The 19,286-nt window shown below is 71.9% G+C and carries 13 protein-coding genes, 1 tRNA gene and 1 other RNA gene; 10 read left to right on the plus strand and 5 right to left on the minus strand.

The window, feature by feature from the left end:
* Window positions 1-65: 65 nt before the first annotated feature.
* The gene (locus ABZ883_RS33965; protein WP_360913145.1) at window positions 66-2,084 is read right to left on the minus strand and encodes a hypothetical protein; all 2,019 of its coding nucleotides are present in this window, start codon (window positions 2,082-2,084) and stop codon (window positions 66-68) included.
* Window positions 2,085-2,520: 436 nt separating this feature from the next.
* On the opposite strand from ABZ883_RS33965, the gene ABZ883_RS33970 reads away from it, so the two are divergent.
* Entirely contained in the window at window positions 2,521-5,571 is a 3,051-nt protein-coding gene (locus ABZ883_RS33970) for a VCBS repeat-containing protein (RefSeq protein WP_360913147.1), read from the plus strand.
* A gap of 88 nt (window positions 5,572-5,659) precedes the next feature.
* Here ABZ883_RS33970 and ABZ883_RS33975 read toward each other — a convergent pair whose 3' ends face one another.
* From ABZ883_RS33975 to ABZ883_RS33985, 3 genes are all read right to left on the minus strand, one after another.
* Complete coding sequence (locus ABZ883_RS33975) at window positions 5,660-6,883, minus strand: FG-GAP-like repeat-containing protein (RefSeq protein WP_360913149.1); 1,224 nt, start codon at window positions 6,881-6,883, stop codon at window positions 5,660-5,662.
* A gap of 110 nt (window positions 6,884-6,993) precedes the next feature.
* Complete coding sequence (locus ABZ883_RS33980; RefSeq protein ID WP_360913151.1) at window positions 6,994-7,887, minus strand: LAETG motif-containing sortase-dependent surface protein; 894 nt, start codon at window positions 7,885-7,887, stop codon at window positions 6,994-6,996.
* A gap of 362 nt (window positions 7,888-8,249) precedes the next feature.
* Window positions 8,250-8,337, minus strand: a tRNA-Ser gene (locus ABZ883_RS33985).
* A 94-nt stretch (window positions 8,338-8,431) separates the two neighbouring features.
* Between ABZ883_RS33985 and ffs the strand changes: the two genes are divergently transcribed.
* The 9 genes from ffs (at window position 8,432) to ABZ883_RS34030 (ending at window position 17,428) form a co-directional block, all read left to right on the plus strand.
* An RNA gene (gene ffs, locus ABZ883_RS33990) (signal recognition particle sRNA small type) lies at window positions 8,432-8,528 on the plus strand.
* A gap of 81 nt (window positions 8,529-8,609) precedes the next feature.
* Window positions 8,610-10,838: a DNA polymerase III subunit gamma and tau gene (locus ABZ883_RS33995; RefSeq protein ID WP_360913153.1), complete on the plus strand. Its 2,229-nt coding sequence runs from the start codon at window positions 8,610-8,612 to the stop codon at window positions 10,836-10,838.
* Window positions 10,839-11,034: 196 nt separating this feature from the next.
* Entirely contained in the window at window positions 11,035-11,370 is a 336-nt protein-coding gene (locus ABZ883_RS34000) for a YbaB/EbfC family nucleoid-associated protein (protein ID WP_360913155.1), read from the plus strand.
* A 46-nt stretch (window positions 11,371-11,416) separates the two neighbouring features.
* Window positions 11,417-12,016, plus strand: a complete 600-nt coding sequence (recR, locus tag ABZ883_RS34005) for a recombination mediator RecR (protein ID WP_360913157.1) — start codon at window positions 11,417-11,419, stop codon at window positions 12,014-12,016.
* Complete coding sequence (locus tag ABZ883_RS34010) at window positions 12,009-12,653, plus strand: DUF5063 domain-containing protein (protein WP_360913159.1); 645 nt, start codon at window positions 12,009-12,011, stop codon at window positions 12,651-12,653. Before recR ends, ABZ883_RS34010 begins: the two co-directional genes overlap by 8 nt.
* 219 nt (window positions 12,654-12,872) lie before the next feature.
* The gene (locus ABZ883_RS34015; RefSeq protein ID WP_319663866.1) at window positions 12,873-14,147 is read left to right on the plus strand and encodes an aspartate kinase; all 1,275 of its coding nucleotides are present in this window, start codon (window positions 12,873-12,875) and stop codon (window positions 14,145-14,147) included.
* 527 nt (window positions 14,148-14,674) lie between these two features.
* On the plus strand, window positions 14,675-15,247 hold the full coding sequence (locus tag ABZ883_RS34020) for a SigE family RNA polymerase sigma factor (RefSeq protein ID WP_360913265.1): 573 nt from the start codon (window positions 14,675-14,677) through the stop codon (window positions 15,245-15,247).
* Window positions 15,244-16,479 carry a hypothetical protein gene (locus tag ABZ883_RS34025; protein ID WP_360913160.1) on the plus strand — a complete coding sequence of 412 codons (1,236 nt, stop codon included), beginning with the start codon at window positions 15,244-15,246 and terminating at the stop codon, window positions 16,477-16,479. Before ABZ883_RS34020 ends, ABZ883_RS34025 begins: the two co-directional genes overlap by 4 nt.
* Window positions 16,480-16,558: 79 nt before the next feature.
* The gene (locus ABZ883_RS34030) at window positions 16,559-17,428 is read left to right on the plus strand and encodes an SURF1 family protein (protein WP_360913162.1); all 870 of its coding nucleotides are present in this window, start codon (window positions 16,559-16,561) and stop codon (window positions 17,426-17,428) included.
* Here ABZ883_RS34030 and ABZ883_RS34035 read toward each other — a convergent pair.
* Window positions 17,384-19,174, minus strand: a complete 1,791-nt coding sequence (locus ABZ883_RS34035; protein ID WP_360913164.1) for a prolyl oligopeptidase family serine peptidase — start codon at window positions 19,172-19,174, stop codon at window positions 17,384-17,386. The two genes, ABZ883_RS34030 and ABZ883_RS34035, sit on opposite strands and share 45 nt — an antisense overlap.
* Between the last annotated feature and the right edge of the window lie 112 nt (window positions 19,175-19,286).

Genomic DNA, 19,286 nt, shown 5'->3' on the forward strand with positions numbered 1-19,286 from the left:
GGGCCCTTCGACGACATGCCCGGTGAGGCACCGGACGGGGACCGGGAAGGCGGCCCCGTGAGGGGTCAGGACCCGGTGCGGGCGTTCGCGGCCGGAAGGTGCTGCCCGGGAACGACCTTGGGCAGCTCCGGCTTGGAGACCGGGGTGCCCGGCTCCGCCGCGCTCCGCAGGGTCTTCTGCGCCGCGGACACCGGCGGGCGGCCGGCTGCCGCCCACACGGTGGTGATCCACGAGTTGCTCGCCGCGATGGCGTTGCCGATGCTCGTGCGGGTGGCCACGGAGTAGTCCTTGTAGCCGCCGTAGGTCTGCACGTTCTGGATGCTCGCGGACTCCTTGGTCAGGTAGGCCGCGGTCTCCGGGGAGAGCGAGCTGACGGCGCTCCACAGCATGGGCCCGTACGTCGCGGACGCGGCGCCGCCGACGACGGCGGTCTTCCAGTTCCACCGGTTCTCGACCGAGGCCGAGTACGGCGCACCCCACCAGAAGTTCGCCAGGTTGACCGCCGTGGCCTCGTTGGTGGAGCCGCTGACGTCCCAGAAGTGCCAGACCTTCTTCAGCGTCGCCTTCTCCAGCGCCTTCCTGGCGTTGGTCCCGACCGACACCATGTTGGTCTTGTTCGGGTCCAGGGCGTTGAGGTAGTTCAAGGTGGCGGCGGGGACCGTGGTCCCCTTCGTCACCAGCACCACGCCGAGCCCGTGGTAGCCCAGCGAACCGGCGGCCGTGGAGGCGGCGATCGGGTCCCGGTACTCGTTGCCGTCGGCGACGAACACCCAGGTCGGCTTTGTGGTGATCTGCCCGGCGACCCGGGCGGTGACCGAGGCGAGGTCGTTCCCGGCGAGGCGGACGACCTTGTACCCGAGGGCGGTCACCTGCTTGGACACCTTGTCGGACAGCAGGTTGGTGCCGCCCTCCAGGTAGACGGTGCCGCCCTTGTAGAGGGAGCGCTTCAGTTCGGTGGCCGCACTGGCGTCGAGCGAGCCGCCCGACGTCATCAGGACCGCGCCCTGCTTGTTGGCGCCGAGCGAGACCGCGGGGACGGCGTACGTGGAGACGTCCTTGTTGACCAGCACCGCGGACCGCTGCGCCAGCAGGCCGGGCACGTGCGGCTTGCCGATCGCGTCGAACGTCCAGCGGGAGGCGGCGCCGTCGTCGCCGACCGCTCCGTCCGCGTAGACCCGGTCGATGCTGTTGTTCCGGAGCGGCTGCCACGCGGGGTGCGTGCCGCCGCCGGGGATGGTGGCGAGGCTGCCGTCGGAGAGGGTGAGGATCCTCGCCGTGGTGACGCCGGTGGACCGGTCCACCGAGTCGAACGCGATCCGCCCGCCCGCCGGGTCCCACGACGCGCCCTGGTGGTCGGCGGGGTCGGTGGTGACCTGCTCGGCCCCGGTGCCGTCGGCCGCGGCGACGAACAGCTGCAGGTACCCGTCCACGACGCGGGAGAAGGCCAGCCGGCTGCCGTCGGCGGAGAACGCCGGGTACGAGGCCGACGCGATGGTCTTCCTGACCTTGCGCGTCCCCTGGTCGTACGTCCAGACGTCCGGGCCGGCCGGGTTGTCGCACGGCGACGTCCGGGCGAAGGCGATCAGACCGTACACGCTGGTCGACGGGTGGCCGTCGCAGTCCGTCGCCCCCTTCTGGGAGCCGGTCAGCAGGTGCTCGGGATCGTAGGAGCCGTCCGACGGGCCGATGAAGAGCCCGTCGGCCCTGGTGGTGACGACGGACTCGCCGAGCCCTGCGAAGACGGAGCCGAGGCCGTCCGAGACACCGGCGAAGACCGGCGAGACGGAGCCGGTGATCCGGCTGCTGACCACGTTGCCGTCGGTGGCCTCGCTGACCAGCCGGCTGCCGTCGGGTGCCCAGTCGGGCGCGACGCCGGTGTTCGTGACACCGGGCACCGAACGCCGCCCGGTGCCGTCCGGGTTGACCGTCACGACCCCGGACCTGCCGTCGTACAGCGCGATCACGCCGCCCTTGGCGGCGATCGGCAAGGCTTGTGCCGACGGCGCGGTGACGGCGACGGCGCCGGCCGCGAGCGAGGCGGCCGAGGTGAGCGCCGCAAGGTTGCGGCGCGCGCGGGACTTCACGTGGGAACCCCCCATGGATTCGTGAACCAGACTGCCGCCGGGTCTCCGACCCATCGGGTCCCACCCGTGTTTCGCCCGACGGCCGGAGCATCGTAGCCCCAGAAGGGAACGCGGAGGCGAATCGATTTTCCGGACGCGGGCCGACCGTGCGCGGCGCGGCTCCGCGACCGTGCCCCTGCCTCCCGGCGCACACGAGCACCTCAGGACGCCCCGCCGGTCCGTCACAAGGTGCCGGGGGGCTCCGGTCCCCGGCCCGGAGGCCGGCCATGACAGGAATCGCCGCCCGCGGCGGTACAACGTCCGCCGCTCCCGGAGAGTCTGAAGAGCCGTAGGAGTGTCCGGAGCCTTCCATGCCGACGACCCGTCCGGCGGGGGCATCCGAAGGACCGACCAGACCTGAGGGGGACTCACGATGCGTGCGAAACGAGAACGGCGAATGCCGCGGTCCGGCCTGGCGGCCGTCGTGGTGGCGCTGGCGGTCGGGGTGGGGGCGTCGCCCTGGACGCCCGCTCCGGCGGCGGCCGCACCCGCGGCGGGGGACGACCTGCCGTCACTGACGCTGCGGGGGCAGCGCGAGCAGGGCCCGCGGTGGATGAACCTGGTCACCGCGGACGCCTCCGGTTACCTGACCGGGGCCCCGCCGGCGGGTCTGTTCTCCGAGGCGCCGCGGGCGCCGGTGGCGTGGGTCGGCCCGGACGGCAGGACCCTCCCGGCTCCCGTCGAACCCCTTGCCGTCAACGGCGGGTTCGGGCTGGAGCGCGTCGGGTCCACGAGCACGTACCGGATCCGGCACTACGCCACCGGCGCGCTCACGACGTTCCAGGTGCCCGCGACCGACACGGTCACGAAGATCTTCGCGCAGAACCGCCTGCTGACCCGCCGCATCGTGGACGGCAAGGGGACCCTGCACCTGTGGGAGATACCCGCCGGCGGTGGGGCACCGGTGGACCGCGAGGTCTCGGGCGTCCTGCCCGACATCACCGGGTACATCAACTTCCCCACCTCCGACGCCCAGGGGGCCGCGTTCGAGTACACGTCGGCCGACGGCACCGCCTGGCACACCGTGCTGCTGGACTTCGCGACCGCGCACCTGTCGTACGTGCCGCCGGGCGACTTCCGCACGCTGGACCTCCCCCACCTCGCCGGTGACAAGGTCTCGTTCGTGGCGATCAAGATCCCGGTCACGCAGCTCTACGTCGTGGACCGGGACCGGCCGGACCAGCCCGGAACCAAGGTCGCCTCCCTGGACGGGCTGACGGACATGCGCAAGGCCCGGGTGATCGGGGACTGGGTGGTGTACCCGGAGTCCGGGGGCTCCCACCGACTCCGCGCGGTCCCGCTGGCCGGCGGTCCCGCAGTGACGCTGCTCGCCGGGACCGACTTTCAGGGCCTGGTGGACGCGGCGGACGGCAGCCTGTACGTGGCGGGCGGCAGCGACGCGGCGCACTGGGCGGTCCAGCACATCACCGTCGGTGCCGACGGCACGCCCACCGCGGCAGCGGTCGCGGAAGTGCCCGATGTCTCGGTGTGGGAGACCGGCGGTGTCGCCGTCGACCAGGGGCGGCTGCTGCTCGGCACGGAGCACGAGGCCACGGCGTCCGCCGGCTCGGGCACCGACCTGTACGGCTCCGACCTCAGCCTCGGCGCGAACGGCCGTCCGACCGCCGGCCCCCTGAAGAACCTGGGCGACCTCTCGTACGAGGACCCCGGCGACGGCACCGGGGATCCGGGATCCGGCCCCAGGGACGTGCCCTGCTACGGCGAGTGCCTCCACTTCGTCGGCAACGGCGAAGCCGACTTCGCCCGCATGGGCTTCGAGGACTCACCCGTCGTCGCGGCGTCGGGCCCCTACCGTGTGGAGCGGCGCAGTGCGACGTCCCTGGCCGTGACGGGGAACGGCGTCAGCGGGCAGACCCAGGGCGACTGGAAGTCCGCGGCCTTGTGGGGCGACACCTTGTGGCGGCCGGGCAGCACCCTGGGCACCGTCACGGTTTCCAGCCTGCCGAAGGTGACGCAGATCCGCACCGAGAACGACGGCGCGACGTGCGTGCCCACCGATCTGCAGGTGGTGGGCCGGTGGATCTACTGGTCCTGCGGTCCGGACGGCGACGCGGGTGTGTGGGACCGGACCACGAAGAAGCTGATCCATGTCCCGTCGGGGTACGCGCAGCTCGCCGACGGCTACCTGGTCAGCCAGGACAACGCGGCCGGGAAGCTGATGATCACGTACTTCCCCGGCGCGGTCCCCGCCGACCGCGTCGGCACCGGCGAACTCGGCCCGCTGGCGGTGCCGTGGTACGCCGAGGAGGACCAGCGCGGACGGATGTGGGGAGTGGACCGCTTCGGCGGCCCCGTCGCCTACCGCACCGCGAACGGCGACATGACGGTGAAGTGGCCGCAGGTGACCCTCTCGCCGCCGACGGCGTTCTTCCCCCACGTCCCCTCCGTGGCCGAGCTGCGCCACGGAGGCACCTGGACCGCCTCCTGGAACATGTCCAAACCCGTCCGCGGCGGGGCGTACATCGTCAACGGCCGGGGTGCGGTCGCCCTCGTCCCGCTGACGTACGCCAACGGCAGGGCCACCATCACCTGGGACGGCAAGGGGATCGACGGGAGGACACCGGTCTCCTCCGGCAAGTACGGCTACATCTTCCGCACCACCCCCGCCAACGCGGCGGACCAGCAACTGACCATCACCGGTTCGTTCGTGGTCCACTCCGTGGACCGCCACGACTACACCGGTGACGGCATCGGGGACATCCTCACGCTGGACACCAAGGGCAATTACGCGATCCACCCGGGCAATGGCAAGGGCGGCATCGACTCGGCGCGCAAGGTGTCGGCGGGCGGTTGGCCGTCGACGTATTACCTGACGGCCATGGGGGACATGACCGGTGACAGGGTCAACGACCTGGTCGTTCGCACGTCGAGTGGATCCTTGGTGCGTTACAACGGTGTGTCCGGCAAGCCGTTCAGCACGACCGGTACGCATGCGACTGTCGGTACCGGTTTCGGTGGTTACAACGTGATCACGTCGCCGGGTGATCTGGACGGTGACGGGCGTCCTGATCTTCTGACGCGGGACACGGCGGGCACGTTGTGGCTGTACGCGGCGGACGGCAAGGGTGGGTTCAGTGGCCGGGTCGCGGTGGCGCACGGTGTGACGGCGTACAACCGGATCATTGGTGCCGGTGATCTGAACGGTGACGGTCTGGGTGACCTGATCGGGCGGGACACCAAGGGTGATCTGTGGCGGTGGCTGGGCAATGGGAAGGGTAATTTCAATGCCCGTGTCCACATCGCCAAGGGTGTGAGCGCGTACAACACGCTGCTGGTGGAGGGTGACCTGACCGGTGACGGTCGCCCGGACCTGGTGGGGCGTGACGCGTCCGGTCACCTCTACCGCTGGTCGGGCAACGCCAAGGGCACCTTCGACAGCCGTGCGCAGATCGCCTCCGGCTGGAACACCTACCGAAGCCTGTCCTGAAAGAAGCGGCACACAGTGAAGGGCCCCACCGATCGCGGTGGGGCCCTTCACTGTGCGGCGGACTCAGGCGATCGTCCCGGCCGCGGCGTCAGCGCAGCAGGTCGCCGTGGTCCAGGCGGGCGAGGTCGCCGAGGTTCTGGAGCTTGCCGCCCGGCTGTCCGGAGAAGAGCCGGACACTTCCGTAGACCTCGCCGCTCTGGGCGGCGATGATGTCGGGGCGGCCCGTGGGGGTGGCCATGTCCCCCACACCGAGGATGGTGGTGAAGGAACGCCAGCCCGAACTGCCGATCAGCTTGCGGGCGGTGAAGCCGCCGTGGCCGTTGCCCGGGTAGAGCCAGAGCTTGCCCGCGGAGTCGCCGGCCACCAGGTCGTCGTGGCGGTCCCCGCTGAGGTCGCCGGGCGCGGCGAAGGTCAGCATGCCGTTCCAGCCGGAGCTGATGGCCTTGTGCCAGGGGAAGGCACCCTTGCCGTCGCCGGAGTAGAGCGTCAGGACGCCCTGCTTGTTGCGGGCGACCAGGTCCATCCGGCCGTCCCCGCTGAGGTCGCCGGCCGCCTGGATGGCGGTCATCGAGTTCCAGCCGGAGCCGATGGCCTTGTGCCAGGGGAAGGCACCCTTGCCGTTGCCCGCGTAGAGCGTCAGGACGCCCTGCTTGTTCCGCGCGAGCAGGTCCTCGCGGCCGTCCCCGGTGAGGTCGCCGTGGCGCGTGAGGGCCGTCATCGAGTTCCAGCCGGAACTGATCGCCCTGCCGGACCCGTTGCCGGGCAGGAACCACAGCCTGCCGGTGTGCGTACGCTGCAGCAGATCGGCGTTGCCGTCCCCGTCCAGGTCACCGAACGGGAGATGGTTGACCCGGGACGACCAGGTCGGGTTCTCCCACGGCAGGTACTCGGTACCCGTCTCGCACTCCCGCGAGGTGGCGGCCCAGCGGAACGAGCTGAGGTTGTTGTCCATGTGGCTGTTCGCGTCGCGGATGTGCGCGAGGTCCATCCGGAAGTCGGTGCCGTCCATCTCGAGCCGGATGTCGTGCACCGAGTCCTCGTACTTGTAGTACGGCTGGGTGAACAGGCAGACGTTCTTGTAGCTGGTCCGGTTGTAGACCGACGACGCCCGGTTGTCCCAGGAACCCAGCCGGGTCTGCACCGTGGAGTAGGACGCCATCGCGCCGGTGCCGTCGCGACCGTCGAAGATGCAGAACCTGCCCTTCGGGCAGCGGTCGTAACCGGTGGCGGCTTGAGCCGGCGCCACAGAACCGGCCACGAGCCCGAGCGCGGCGACAGCCGTCGCCAGGGCAGCGCGGAATCGTATCCGCATGAGACCCCCCAAGTCTTGTTCGGCCGCAGGGTGCGCGGACCGGAGAGGAACCTTAACCGATGGTGTGATCACCCGGCCGACACGGGCGGGCGACACCGTCCATACACATGTCAGGCGGTGTGGCCGCCGGCCTTGCGGCGGCGGACGACGACGATCCCACCGGCCCCGACGGCCACGGCGGCGGCACCGATGGCGGCGATCAGCGGCAGGGCCGAGGACGAGCCGGTCTCGGCGAGGTCACCCGATCCGGCAGAGGCGCTCTTGGAGGGCACGGGGGCAGACGCGCTCTTGGAGGGCACGGGCCGGTACTCCAGAATGGAGATGTCCTTTTCTTGAGGAGAACCCCCCAGGGTCGTGCACGCGCCCGCGCTGTTGAGGTAGGCGCCGTAGGCCACCACGTAATAGGTGTAAATCGAGGGGTCCACGAAGGACGCGATGCTCACCCGCAGCTTGATCGAGAAGGACTGGTGGGGCTTGATCGCCCTGTAGCCCACGAAGCCCACTTCCGGGTCGTCGGCGGAGCGATTCGTCGGCAGCGGGATCGTGGTCCATCTGCCGCTGCTCGGGTCCTGGAACTGCAGGGCGGCACCGGTGGTTTCCCTGACGCCCCAGGTCATGTCGAGCAGCTGAGCGGCGATCACCAGGAACTGCACCCTCGGGTAGCTGTTGCCGGAATGGTTGTCGACGTCCAGCGTGAACTCGTGCCAGCCGCTGCCGGCGGCGATCCCGTCCGGGATCCCGTGCAGAGCGGCCACCAGTTCTTTGTCGATGATGTCCGAATGCCTGCCGGTGCAGCTCGATGCCTCGATCGTGGACGTGCCGGACGCGGTCGTGGTCGCGGCCTCGGTGGTCGGGGTGACCGTTGCGCCGGGTGTGGCCGTGGCCGTGGTTTCACCGGGACTCGGAGTGCCCGGTGCGGCCACCGCGGCCGACCCGGTGAACACCACGGCCGGGGCCATCGCGGCGGTCACTGCCACCGATGTCAGGGCATGACGAAGGTTCATGGGGCCTCAATTCGGCGTGCGCACGGCGCATTTCGACGGGAATGAAGCGCCGCTGCTACGCGTGGGGCGGAGCGGCTCGTTGATGCTATGGGCCCCCGCGACGGGCCGACAGCCCTTGCCGGAGCGCCCGCGGGCGGAACGGAACGTACCGCCCGCGCATAGCACGCAAGCGGGGACAGTTGCTTCCATCCACGGAGATTTTCAGGTGAGAGACATCACAGGCGACGGCGTCGCGCCACAGCGCAATCCGGTGCGGCCGCGCGACGCGCCGTGCGGCACGTCACCGACGCCCGGGTCCCGGGAACGTCGAAGGGCCCCACCGCGACCGGTGGGGCCCTTCGACATCGTGCCCGGTGAGGCACTGGCGGAGGATACGAGATTCGAACTCGTGAGGGGTTGCCCCCAACACGCTTTCCAAGCGTGCGCCCTAGGCCTCTAGGCGAATCCTCCGCGGCAAACATTACTAGACCGGAGGGAGTGCTCGCGAACTCGTTGCCGCGGAGCGTCGGCGTGCATCCGGGGTGATCGGATCGGGTAGGCTGGGCGCAGCCCCTCACGTGGCGCTATCTCGCTGAACCCCCCCAGGGCCGGAAGGCAGCAAGGGTAGGTGGGCTCTGGCGGGTGCGTGAGGGGTCTTTCCTTTGGCCCGGGAGGGCGGCCCGTGTGGGGTCCGTCACACGGGCGGGGCCCGGGTGTCGGTGGGGGCCGATATCGTCGTAGGCGTGTCCCTTGCTCTGTACCGCCGCTATCGCCCCGAGACCTTCGCCGAGGTCATCGGGCAGGAGCACGTCACCGACCCGCTGCAGCAGGCGCTGCGGAACAACCGGGTCAATCACGCGTACCTCTTCAGCGGGCCGCGCGGCTGCGGCAAGACAACCAGCGCGCGCATCCTGGCGCGCTGCCTGAACTGCGAGAAGGGCCCGACGCCGACGCCGTGCGGGGAGTGCCAGTCGTGTCGCGACCTGGCCCGCAACGGCCCGGGGTCGATCGACGTGATCGAGATCGACGCGGCGTCGCACGGTGGTGTGGACGACGCCCGAGACCTGCGGGAGAAGGCCTTCTTCGGGCCGGCGAGCAGCCGCTACAAGATCTACATCATCGACGAGGCGCACATGGTCACCTCGGCGGGCTTCAACGCCCTGCTGAAGGTGGTCGAGGAGCCGCCGGAGCATCTGAAGTTCATCTTCGCGACGACGGAGCCCGAGAAGGTCATCGGCACGATCCGCTCGCGCACCCACCACTACCCGTTCCGGCTGGTGCCGCCGGGGACGCTCCGCGACTATCTGGCGGAGGTCTGCGAGCGCGAGGCGATCCCGGTCGAGGCCGGGGTGTATCCGCTGGTGGTCCGGGCCGGGGCCGGCTCGGTGCGTGACTCGATGTCGGTGATGGACCAGTTGCTCGCCGGTGCGGGCGAGGCCGGCGTGACGTACGCCATGGCGACCTCGCTGCTGGGGTACACCGACGCCGCGCTCCTGGACGACGTCGTGGACGCCTTCGCCGCCGGGGACGGCGCGTCGGCGTTCGAGATCGTGGACCGGGTGATCGAGGGCGGGCACGACCCGCGCCGCTTCGTGGCCGACCTGCTGGAGCGGCTGCGGGACCTGGTGATCCTGGCGGCGGTGCCGGACGCGGTGGAGAAGGGCCTGATCGACGCCCCCGCCGACGTCCTGGAGCGGATGCGCGCGCAGGCCGGCGTCTTCGGCGCGGCCGAACTGAGCCGCGCCGCCGACCTGGTCAACACCGGGCTCACCGAGATGCGCGGGGCCACCTCTCCGCGACTCCAGCTGGAACTGATCTGTGCGCGGGTGCTGCTGCCCGCGGCGTACGACGACGAACGGTCCCTGCAGGCCCGGCTGGACCGGCTGGAGCGGCGCGCCTCCGCGGGCGGTTTCGCGGCGCCCGCGGGCGGTCCCGCAGGCGGCCCCGCGGCCCCGGTCGTGGAGTTCGGCGAGCCGATGCCCCCGGGCGGTGGCCGTGCGGCGGCCCGCGCGGCGATGAACGCCCCGGCGCGTCCCGCCGACGAGCCCGCCCCGCCGCCGCAGCCTCAGCCGTCCCAGCCGCCCGCTCCCGCACCCGCGGAAACGGCCCCCGGTCCGGTCGCAGCTCCCCGTCCCGGTGCCTGGCCGAGCGCCGCCGCCCCCGGGAGCGGGCAGCGCCCCGGCGCCTGGCCGGGCGGGGCCTCCCCGGCGGCGGCCCCGCCGTCCCCCGCTCCCGCCGAAGCGGCCGCCGCGGCCCCTGTCGCCCCCGCGTCCGGGGCGCCCGTCGGCGACCCCTCCCGGGTCCGCCAGATGTGGCCGGACATCCTGGAGGCCGTCAAGAACCGGCGCCGGGTCACCTGGATGCTGCTGGAGCAGAACGGCCGCCTCGTCGGGTTCGACGGCTCCACGCTGCAGATCGGCTTCGACAACCCGGGCGCCCGCGACAGCTTCGTCAACCGCGGCCACGAGGACGTCCTCCAGCAGGCGATCACCGACGCACTGGGCGTCCAGTGGCGCATCGAGGCGATCGTCAGCCCCGGCGGGCCGGGCGGCGGTTCCGGGGGCGGCTTCGGCGGCGGTTCCCGGCCCGGCCCGGGACACCCCCAGGGCCCCGGTCCTGCCGCCCCACCGCAACCCCAGCCGTCTCAGCCGCCGCAGCAACCACAGCAGGCTCAGTCCCAACAGCCCCATCAGCAGCCCCAGTCGGCCGCTCCCGCCGCCCCGGCCCCGCAGGCCGCGCCGCCCGCCACGGGCAGGGCCGCCGCCGCACGCGCCGCGGTGGGGGCGCCGTCCGCGGTGTCCGGTGGCGCGGTCGCCGCCGCGCACGCGCCGGTTGCCGAGGAGCCGCCGCCGGTCGAGTACGACATGCCCGAGGACGACGACCCGGACCTGGTCGAGTCCGCGCTGAGCGGCCACGACCTGATCGTGCGGGAACTGGGCGCCACCGTGATCGAGGAGATCGCCAACGACTGACCGGCGAGCTCTGCCGGTCGCCGGGCTACCGCTCAACGACCGGCCCTGTCCGGCCCTGTCCGGCCCTGTCCGGTCCTTTTGGCCGGAACGGCCGACGCGTGTCGGTCGTTCCTGGCTACGGGTAGCGCGAGCGGGCGTCCGAGCACGTAGGCTCGCCCTACCCGCACAACCGTCGTCGTGAGGCAGGAGCGAGACCGTGATCCCCGGTGGTGGTCAGCCGAACATGCAGCAGCTGCTCAAGCAGGCCCAGCAGATGCAGGAGAACCTCGCGGCAGCCCAGCAGGAGCTCGCCGAGACCGAGGTCGAGGGCACCGCGGGCGGTGGCCTGGTGAAGGCGACGGTGACCGGTGCCGGCGAGCTCCGGGGTCTGGTCATCGACCCGAAGGCGGTCGATCCTGAGGACACGGAGACGCTGGCCGACCTGGTCGTCGCCGCCGTGCAGAACGCGAACGCGAGCGCGCAGGAGCTGCAGCAGCGCAAGCTCGGCCCGCTCGCCCAGGGGCTCGGGGGCATCCCCGGCCTTCCTTTCTGACGGCCCCGGGTCTTCCGGACCGTCCGAGCGACGAAGAGGGCACAGCGTGTACGAGGGCGTGGTTCAGGACCTGATCGACGAGCTGGGCAGACTGCCCGGCGTGGGTCCGAAGAGCGCGCAGCGGATCGCCTTCCACATCCTCCAGGCCGATCCCGCCGACGTCCGCCGGCTCGCGCACGCCCTGAGCGAGGTCAAGGCGAAGGTGCGGTTCTGCGTGGTCTGCGGCAATGTCGCCGAGGCCGACCAGTGCCGGGTCTGCCGTGACCCGCGCCGCGACACCACGGTCATCTGCGTGGTCGAGGAGCCCAAGGACGTGGTCGCCATCGAGCGCACCCGCGAGTTCCGGGGCCGGTACCACGTGCTCGGCGGCGCGATCAGCCCGATCGAGGGCGTCGGCCCCGACGACCTGCGGATCAGGGAGCTGCTGGCGCGCCTCGCGGACGGCACCGTCACGGAGCTGATCCTCGCCACCGACCCCAACCTCGAGGGCGAGGCCACGGCCACGTATCTCGCGCGCATGGTCAAACCGATGGGACTGAAGGTCACCCGTCTCGCCAGCGGCCTGCCGGTCGGGGGCGACTTGGAATACGCCGACGAGGTCACGCTCGGCCGAGCCTTTGAAGGAAGGCGGCTCCTTGATGTCTGACAACGCCCTCGACCCCGACGACTTCGCGTCCTCGATCGTGGACCAGATCGAGAGCTTCATCCTCTCGGTGCGGGAGGTCGCCAAGGGCGACGACCCGGACAGCGCGGTGCCCTATCTCCTGCTGGAGGTCTCGCAGTTGCTGCTGGCCGGCGGCCGGCTGGGCGCGCACGAGGACATCGTCCCGGAGGAGCGGTACGAGCCGGACCTCGGGCCGGAGCCGGACACCGACGAGCTGCGCGAGCGGCTCGCGGTGCTGCTGGAGCCGATCGACGTCTACTCCGAGGTCTTCGACCCGTACGTGCCGCGCAGCACGCCGGTCGCCTGCCGGATCTCCGACGACCTCGCGGACGTGGTGACCGACCTCACCCACGGCCTGGCGCACTTCCGGTCCGGCCGGATCACCGAGGCGCTGTGGTGGTGGCAGTTCTCGTACCTGTCCAACTGGGGTCCGACGGCCTCGGCGTCGCTGCGCGCCCTGCAGTCGCTGGTGGCGCACGTCCGGCTGGACAGCCCGCTGGACGCGCTGGACGGCCTGGACACGGACGCCGGCGCGGACGACGACCGGCTCGCGGACGAGGCGGGCCGTGTGATGGCCGCCGAGATCGCCAAACCGCTGGGACTGCGCCCGGCGAAGTGACGTTCCGCCGGCGGGACCGCCCGGCGTCGGCCTCCGTTCACGAGGGCGTACGCCGGGCGCAGTGACATGGAGCACGGCGTACGGCGCGATTACCGCGGCGGGAGCGTGGGCAGGTGGTCCGCTGAGTGAGCCGGGCGTCTCAGCATGTGGTGGTATGGGGTCGATCCGGGCCTGCTCGATAAACTGAGCCGAACGCAGTACCAGATTTGAGGAGCGCACGTGGGCCTTGTCGTGCAGAAGTACGGCGGCTCCTCCGTTGCGGATGCCGACGGCATCAAGCGCGTCGCCAAGCGGATCGTCGATGCCAAGAAGACCGGCCACCAAGTGGTCGTCGTGGTCTCGGCGATGGGTGACACGACGGACGAGTTGATCGAGCTCGCCGAACGGGTATCTCCGATGCCCGCCGGCCGCGAGTTCGACATGCTGCTGACCGCCGGAGAGCGGATCTCCATGGCGCTGCTGGCGATGGCGATCAAAAACCTCGGGCACGAGGCGCAGTCCTTCACCGGCAGCCAGGCGGGTGTCATCACCGACTCCGTCCACAACAAGGCCCGCATCATCGACGTCACGCCGGGCCGCATCCGTACCGCCCTGGACCAGGGCAACATCGCCATCGTCGCCGGCTTCCAGGGCGTGTCCCAGGACAGCAAGGACATCACGACGCTGGGCCGCGGCGGCTCCGACACCACGGCCGTCGCGCTGGCGGCCGCCCTCCACGCCGAGGTCTGCGAGATCTACACCGATGTGGACGGGGTGTTCACCGCCGACCCGCGCGTGGTGAAGAAGGCCCGGAAGATCGACTGGATCTCCTCCGAGGACATGCTGGAACTCGCCAGTTCCGGCTCCAAGGTGCTGCTCCACCGCTGTGTGGAGTACGCCCGCCGATACAACATCCCGATCCATGTCCGGTCGTCGTTCTCCGGCCTCCAGGGCACCTGGGTCAGCAACGAGCCGCGAGAGGACGCCAAGGGCATGGAGCACGCGATCATCTCCGGTGTCGCGCACGACACTTCCGAGGCCAAGGTGACGGTCGTCGGTGTGCCCGACAAGCCGGGCGAGGCTGCGGTGATCTTCCGTTCGATCGCGGACGCCGAGATCAACATCGACATGGTGGTGCAGAACGTGTCGGCGGCCTCCACCGGCCTGACCGACATCTCCTTCACCCTGCCCAAGAGCGACGGCCCGCGGGCGATCGAGGCGCTGAAGCGCACACAGGCCGGCATCGGCTTCGAGGCGCTGCGCTACGACGACCAGATCGCCAAGATCTCGCTCGTCGGCGCGGGCATGAAGACCAACCCCGGTGTCACGGCGCAGTTCTTCGAGGCGCTGTCCAACGCGGGTGTGAACATCGAGCTGATCTCGACGTCCGAGATCCGCATCTCGGTGGTCACGCGCGCCGACGACGTCAACGAGGCCGTGCGCGCGGTGCACACCGCGTTCGGCCTGGACACCGAGAGCGACGAGGCTGTCGTCTACGGCGGCACCGGCCGCTGAGGCGCCCGGGGCCGCTTCCCGGCCCCGCACCGTCCGTTCACCCGTACCACCTGCTGTGTTCCACGACCGCCGGCCGGCCCGTTCACGGGCCGGCCGGCGGTTGTGTGTTACCGGATGTAATCGCCCCGGCCCGCGGTTCCGGCATACCGACGAGTATCGATCATGTGATCAAAAAGTGGTCGGGATCCCTTGAAGGAAGCCTGTAAGCACCAGACAATTTGAGCTCTCTGTGTTCCGCAACCGGGCGGTGCGCGGGGCGCGTCCTTGTGTCAGCGCACGGGCCTAATGTGCTGCACGCCGGACACGGCGCAACGGCGCCGGGTTAAAAGGGGCATTGAGGAATAGTTGGTACGCATGGGGATATGCGCGGCGCCATCAAAAAGGGTGCCCCGACTGCACAACCCTGACGGGGGCACGTGTGTCCAACAGTCGTGGCAGAGGCAATCGGCATCGAAACAGCGCTCCTCGGGCGCGTCGCGGCTCCGGCGCGACCATACGCGCGGCGGCCGTCCGGCGTGGTCGGCGGCATGCCGGTGATCGCGCCCTGGCCTGTCGTGCAGTCTCCCCCGGGCCGTGACCGCAGCGACGCCGACGACGCGACGTCGGCCGGCACCACCGTCGACCACCTCACCGAGACCTACCGGGCGCACTACCGCTCACTGCTGGGTCTCGCCGCGCTCCTGCTGGACGACACCGCCTCGTGCGAGGACGTCGTCCAGGAGGCCTTCATCCGCGTCCACTCCGCCCGCAAGCGGGTCCGTGAGCCGGAGAAGACCCTCGCCTACCTCCGCCAGACCGTCGTCAACCTCTCGCGCTCCGCGCTGCGCCGCCGCATCCTGGGCCTGCGGCTGCTCTCCAAGCCCATGCCCGACATGGCGAGCGCCGAGGAGGGCGCGTACGCGATCCTGGAGCGCGACGAGCTGAAGGCGGCCCTGCGCACGCTCCAGCGCCGTCAGCGCGAGGTTCTCGTCCTGCGCTATTTCGCCGACATGACCGAAGCCCAGGTGGCCGAGACCCTCGGTATTTCCATAGGGTCTGTGAAGGCGTACGGCTCGCGCGGCATCGCGGCGCTCCGCGTCGCGATGGAGGCCACGGCATGACCGAACCGACCACCCCAGAGGGCATGGACCCGAAGCATCCCGAGAACGTGAAGAACGGCGAGAACCGCGACAACCCCGAGAACCGCGAGAACCGCGAGAACCGCGACAACCGCGAGAACGCTGTGCGCCCGGAGAAAACCGCGGGCCCGGGGAAGCCGGCGACCGGCACCCCGCGCGATCTTCCCGCGGTGCCCGACGTGACCCCCGAGGCGGGCGAGTTCCCGCGCGCGGAGGCCGCACCGGACCTGAGTCCGGACGAACTCGCGCTCCGCAGGCTGCTGCGCGACGCCGTGCAGGACATCCAGCCCGGCCCCGAGACGCTCGCGCACCTGCGCAGGGCGGTCCCGGCGCGGCGCGCGCACCGGCGCCAACTCCTCGTCGGCACAGCGGCCGCGGGCCTGCTCGCGGTGGCGGCCGTGCCCGCCGTGCTGCACGCCACGAACACGGCCGGCTGGGACGACCCGAACCCCGTGGCCGCCGCCGGCACCCCCTCGCCCGGGGCCAGCGCGGACGACCCCGCCACCGGCGGCACGAAGGGCGGCAAGCCGTCCGGTCCCGCCACCGGCGTGGTGGCCGACCCCACGGCGGGGGGCGGCGGCAAGCACCACGCCCCGGAAACCCCCGGCGGGCACCCGACGTCGACGACCTCGTCGTCCGCGGAGGACATGGCCGTCTCGTCGCCGTCGTGCACCGCCTCGGACCTCGGCAACCCCTCGGGCTGGGCCGGGGCGGCCGACACCGCCGGCCGGATCAGCGGCTACTTCCGGGTGGCCAATGTCTCCTCGACCTCCTGCACCGTCGACAGCGGCGGCGTGGTCACCGCCACCGCCACGGGCTCCGCCGACCCGTCGCGGATCAGCGTGCTCGACCATGTGTCGGGCGACGGCAGCGGCCTGCCCGACGCCGGGGCGGATCCGCTCGTTCTGCAGGCCGGCGCGAGCTACGAGATCCAGTTCGCCTGGGTCCCGGCCGCCGGCGGGGACAGCAGCGGCTGCGCCGCCCCGCCGTCCTCACCGCCACCCACGCCCACGGGCACCGGGGCTCCCACGTCGGGCACCGACGCGTCCGACGAGACGAGCACCACCCTGGACTCCGTGCCCGCCGACGGCGCCCCCGCCGCGAGCGTGCAGCTCAGCCACACACCCGGCGCCGGTTCGCCCACGGTGACCGCGACCCTCGCGGGCGCCTGCGCGGGCACCGTGTACCACACCGCGCCGATGTCCCTGTCCTGAACCGGCCCGGGACGGCGCGGCACGGCGCGGGAGCGGGGGCGGGTCCGAGCCGCCCGCCCGCGCCCCGTACCTTGGTGGGGTGTACCGGTTCCTGCTGACCCCGCGCTGGCTGGGCGGGCTCCTCTTCGTGGTGTGCGCCGTGGTGTTCTGCACCTTCATGGGCAGCTGGCAGCTGAGCCGCTTCGAGGACCGCGTGCAGACGCACCGCGCCGCGCAGGACGCGCCGTCGCGGGACGCCAGGACAGCGGCCGTGCCGCTCGCGGAACTGCTGCCCACGGCCCGCTCGATGGTCACCGCCGAGACCTCCGGCCGGACCGTCACCGCCACCGGCCGCTACGACGGCGCCCACCAGTTCCTCGTGCCCGGCCGTGAACTCGACGGCCGCACCGGCTACTACGTGCTGACCCCGCTGCGGGTGACCGGCGGCCAGGCGCTGCCCGTCGTCCGCGGCTGGCTGCCCGGGGACGCCTCGAAGGCGTCGCCCGCCGCCGTCCCGGCCGCCCCGTCCGGCGAGGTCACCGTCGCGGGCGCCCTCCAGGCCCCGGAGACCGACAGCACCGACGGTGTCGTCACCCGCGGCGGCCTGCCGGTCGGCCAGCTCGGGATGATCAGCGCCGCGTCGCTGGTCAACCTGGTCCCGTACCCCGTGTACGGCGCGTGGATCACGCAGACCGAGGCTGTCACGGCGCCCCTGACCGCCGTGCCGCCCGCCGCGCCCGCCGGTACCGGCCTGGACCTCAAGGCCTTCCAGAACCTGGGCTACACCGGCGAGTGGTTCGTCTTCGCGGGCTTCGTGCTCTTCATGTACGTACGCCTGCTGCGCCGCGAGGCCGAGACACGGCGGGACGCCGCGCTCGGCCTCGTGGAGCAGCCGCCCCAGTCGGCCGGGGCGCCCGCCGAGGAGTCAGCCGCCCAGGTGCCGGCGGACGAAGTCCAGCTCCAGCCGTAGCTGCTTGATCCGCTCGTCCACCACGAGCGAGCCGTGCCCGGCGTCGTAGCGGTAGACCTCGTGCACCTTGCCCAGGCCCTCCAGCCGCTCGACGTAGGTGTCGATCTGCCGGATCGGGCAGCGCGGGTCGTTCAGGCCGGCCGAGATGTAGACCGGCGCCTTGACCTGGCCGACGTAAGTGATCGGCGAGGACGCCTCGTAGCGCTCCGGCACCTCCTCGGGGGAGCCGCCGAACAGCGTGCGGTCCAGGGCCTTGAGGGCCTCCATCTCGTCCTCGTACGCGGCCACGTAGTCGGCGACCGGCACGGCCGCCAGGCCCGCCGTCCACAGCCCGGGCTGCGTGCCCATCCCCAGCAGGGTGAGGAAGCCGCCCCAGGAGCCGCCGGAGAGCACGAGGCGCGCCGGGTCCGCGAAGCCGGACTCAACGGCCCACTGCCGCACCGCGGCGATGTCCTCCAGCTCGATCAGCCCGACGCGGTGCTTGAGCGCGTCCGTCCACTCCCGGCCGTAGCCGGTCGAGCCGCGGTAGTTGATCCGCACGACCGCGTAGCCGTGGTCCAGCCAGGCCGCGGGACCGGCCGCGAAGGCGTCGGAGTCGTGCCAGGCGGGGCCGCCGTGGATCTCGAAGAGGGTCGGGAACGGGCCCTGCCCGGCCGCCGGACGCTGCACGAGCGCGTGCACCCGCCCGCCGGGGCCCTCGACCCACACGTCCTCCACCGGCACCGACCCCGGGGCCCGGAAGCCGGGTGCCTCCAGCACCACCGCGCCGGTCGTCGACCGCACCTCGGAGGGCGACTGCGCGGACGACCACAGGAACTCCACCGTGCCGTCCGGGCGCGCCGTCGCCCCGCTCACCGAGCCCGCCGGGGTCTCCAGCCGGGTCAGCTCCCCGCTCTCCAGGCCGTAGCGGAAGATCTCGCTGCGGGCCTGGTACGAGTGCACCACCAGCAGCGCGGAACCGTCCGGGTACCACTCGGCGGCCACGTCGCCCGGCAGGTCGATCGCCAGCGGGGTCTGCGTGCCGGCCGCCACGTCCCAGAGCATCGGCTCCCAGCGGCCGCGCCGCTGATGCGCCACCAGCAGCCGGGTGTCGCCCAGGACGGGCGCGAAACCCAGGCACTCCAGGCCGAGTTCGCGGGTGCCGCCCTCGCTGTCGTCCAGCTCCGCGACGGCGGTCCCGTCGGTGCGCACGACGCGCAGCGCGGAGTGCATCGCGTCCCCGTGCTCGGTGTGCTCGATCACCACGAGGGTGCCGTCCTCCGACAGCGCGCCGACCCCGCCCGACTCCTCGTGGCGGTAGATCTCCACCGGCTCCGCGCCGGGGCGCGCCACGTGGATCGTCGTGCCCTCCTCGTCGGTGGAGCGGCCCACCACCGCCAGGCCGTCCCGGCCCAGGGCCAGCCCCGCCGGGTACGAGGGCTCCAGCCCCGGCACGGCGGTCTCGTCCGCGCCGCCACCGAAGGGCTGGCGCATCCACACCCCGAACTCGTCGCCGTCCTTGTCGGCGAACCACCACACCCAGGCGCCGTCCGGCGTCAGGGTCCCGTCCGACGTCCCGTTCGGCCGGTCGGTGACCTGCCGCTGCGCGCCGGTCGTGCGGTCCCACGCGTACAACTCGTACGTGCCGGTCGCATTCGACACGAAGAGGCTGCGGTGCGGTGCGTCCTCGGCCCACTCCGGCAGTCCGACGCGCGGCGCCCGGAAGCGCTTCTCCCAATCCGGCATACCAGCCATGACGTCGCTCATGACCCCATCCAACCGGATGCGGGCCCGCGGCGGACCGTGGTCGTCGTCACCTCCCGGTCACGGAAGGGCTTTCCCCGGGCCACGGGCCGTGCGCCGGGCCGTCCCGGGGAGC

It is taken from the genome of Streptomyces sp. NPDC046977, assembly GCF_040644455.1.
GTDB lineage: Bacteria > Actinomycetota > Actinomycetes > Streptomycetales > Streptomycetaceae > Actinacidiphila.

Excerpts from the sequence above, each read along its gene's own strand:
- ABZ883_RS33970 (WP_360913147.1), top strand. The coding sequence starts at position 2,521 with ATGCCGCGGTCCGGCCTGGCGGCCGTCGTGGTGGCGCTGGCGGTCGGG.
- ABZ883_RS33975 (WP_360913149.1), bottom strand. The coding sequence starts at position 6,883 with ATGCGGATACGATTCCGCGCTGCCCTGGCGACGGCTGTCGCCGCGCTC.
- ABZ883_RS33980 (WP_360913151.1), bottom strand. The coding sequence starts at position 7,887 with ATGAACCTTCGTCATGCCCTGACATCGGTGGCAGTGACCGCCGCGATG.
- ABZ883_RS34010 (WP_360913159.1), top strand. The coding sequence starts at position 12,009 with ATGTCTGACAACGCCCTCGACCCCGACGACTTCGCGTCCTCGATCGTG.
- ABZ883_RS34020 (WP_360913265.1), top strand. The coding sequence starts at position 14,675 with ATGCCGGTGATCGCGCCCTGGCCTGTCGTGCAGTCTCCCCCGGGCCGT.
- ABZ883_RS34025 (WP_360913160.1), top strand. The coding sequence starts at position 15,244 with ATGACCGAACCGACCACCCCAGAGGGCATGGACCCGAAGCATCCCGAG.
- ABZ883_RS34035 (WP_360913164.1), bottom strand. The coding sequence starts at position 19,174 with ATGAGCGACGTCATGGCTGGTATGCCGGATTGGGAGAAGCGCTTCCGG.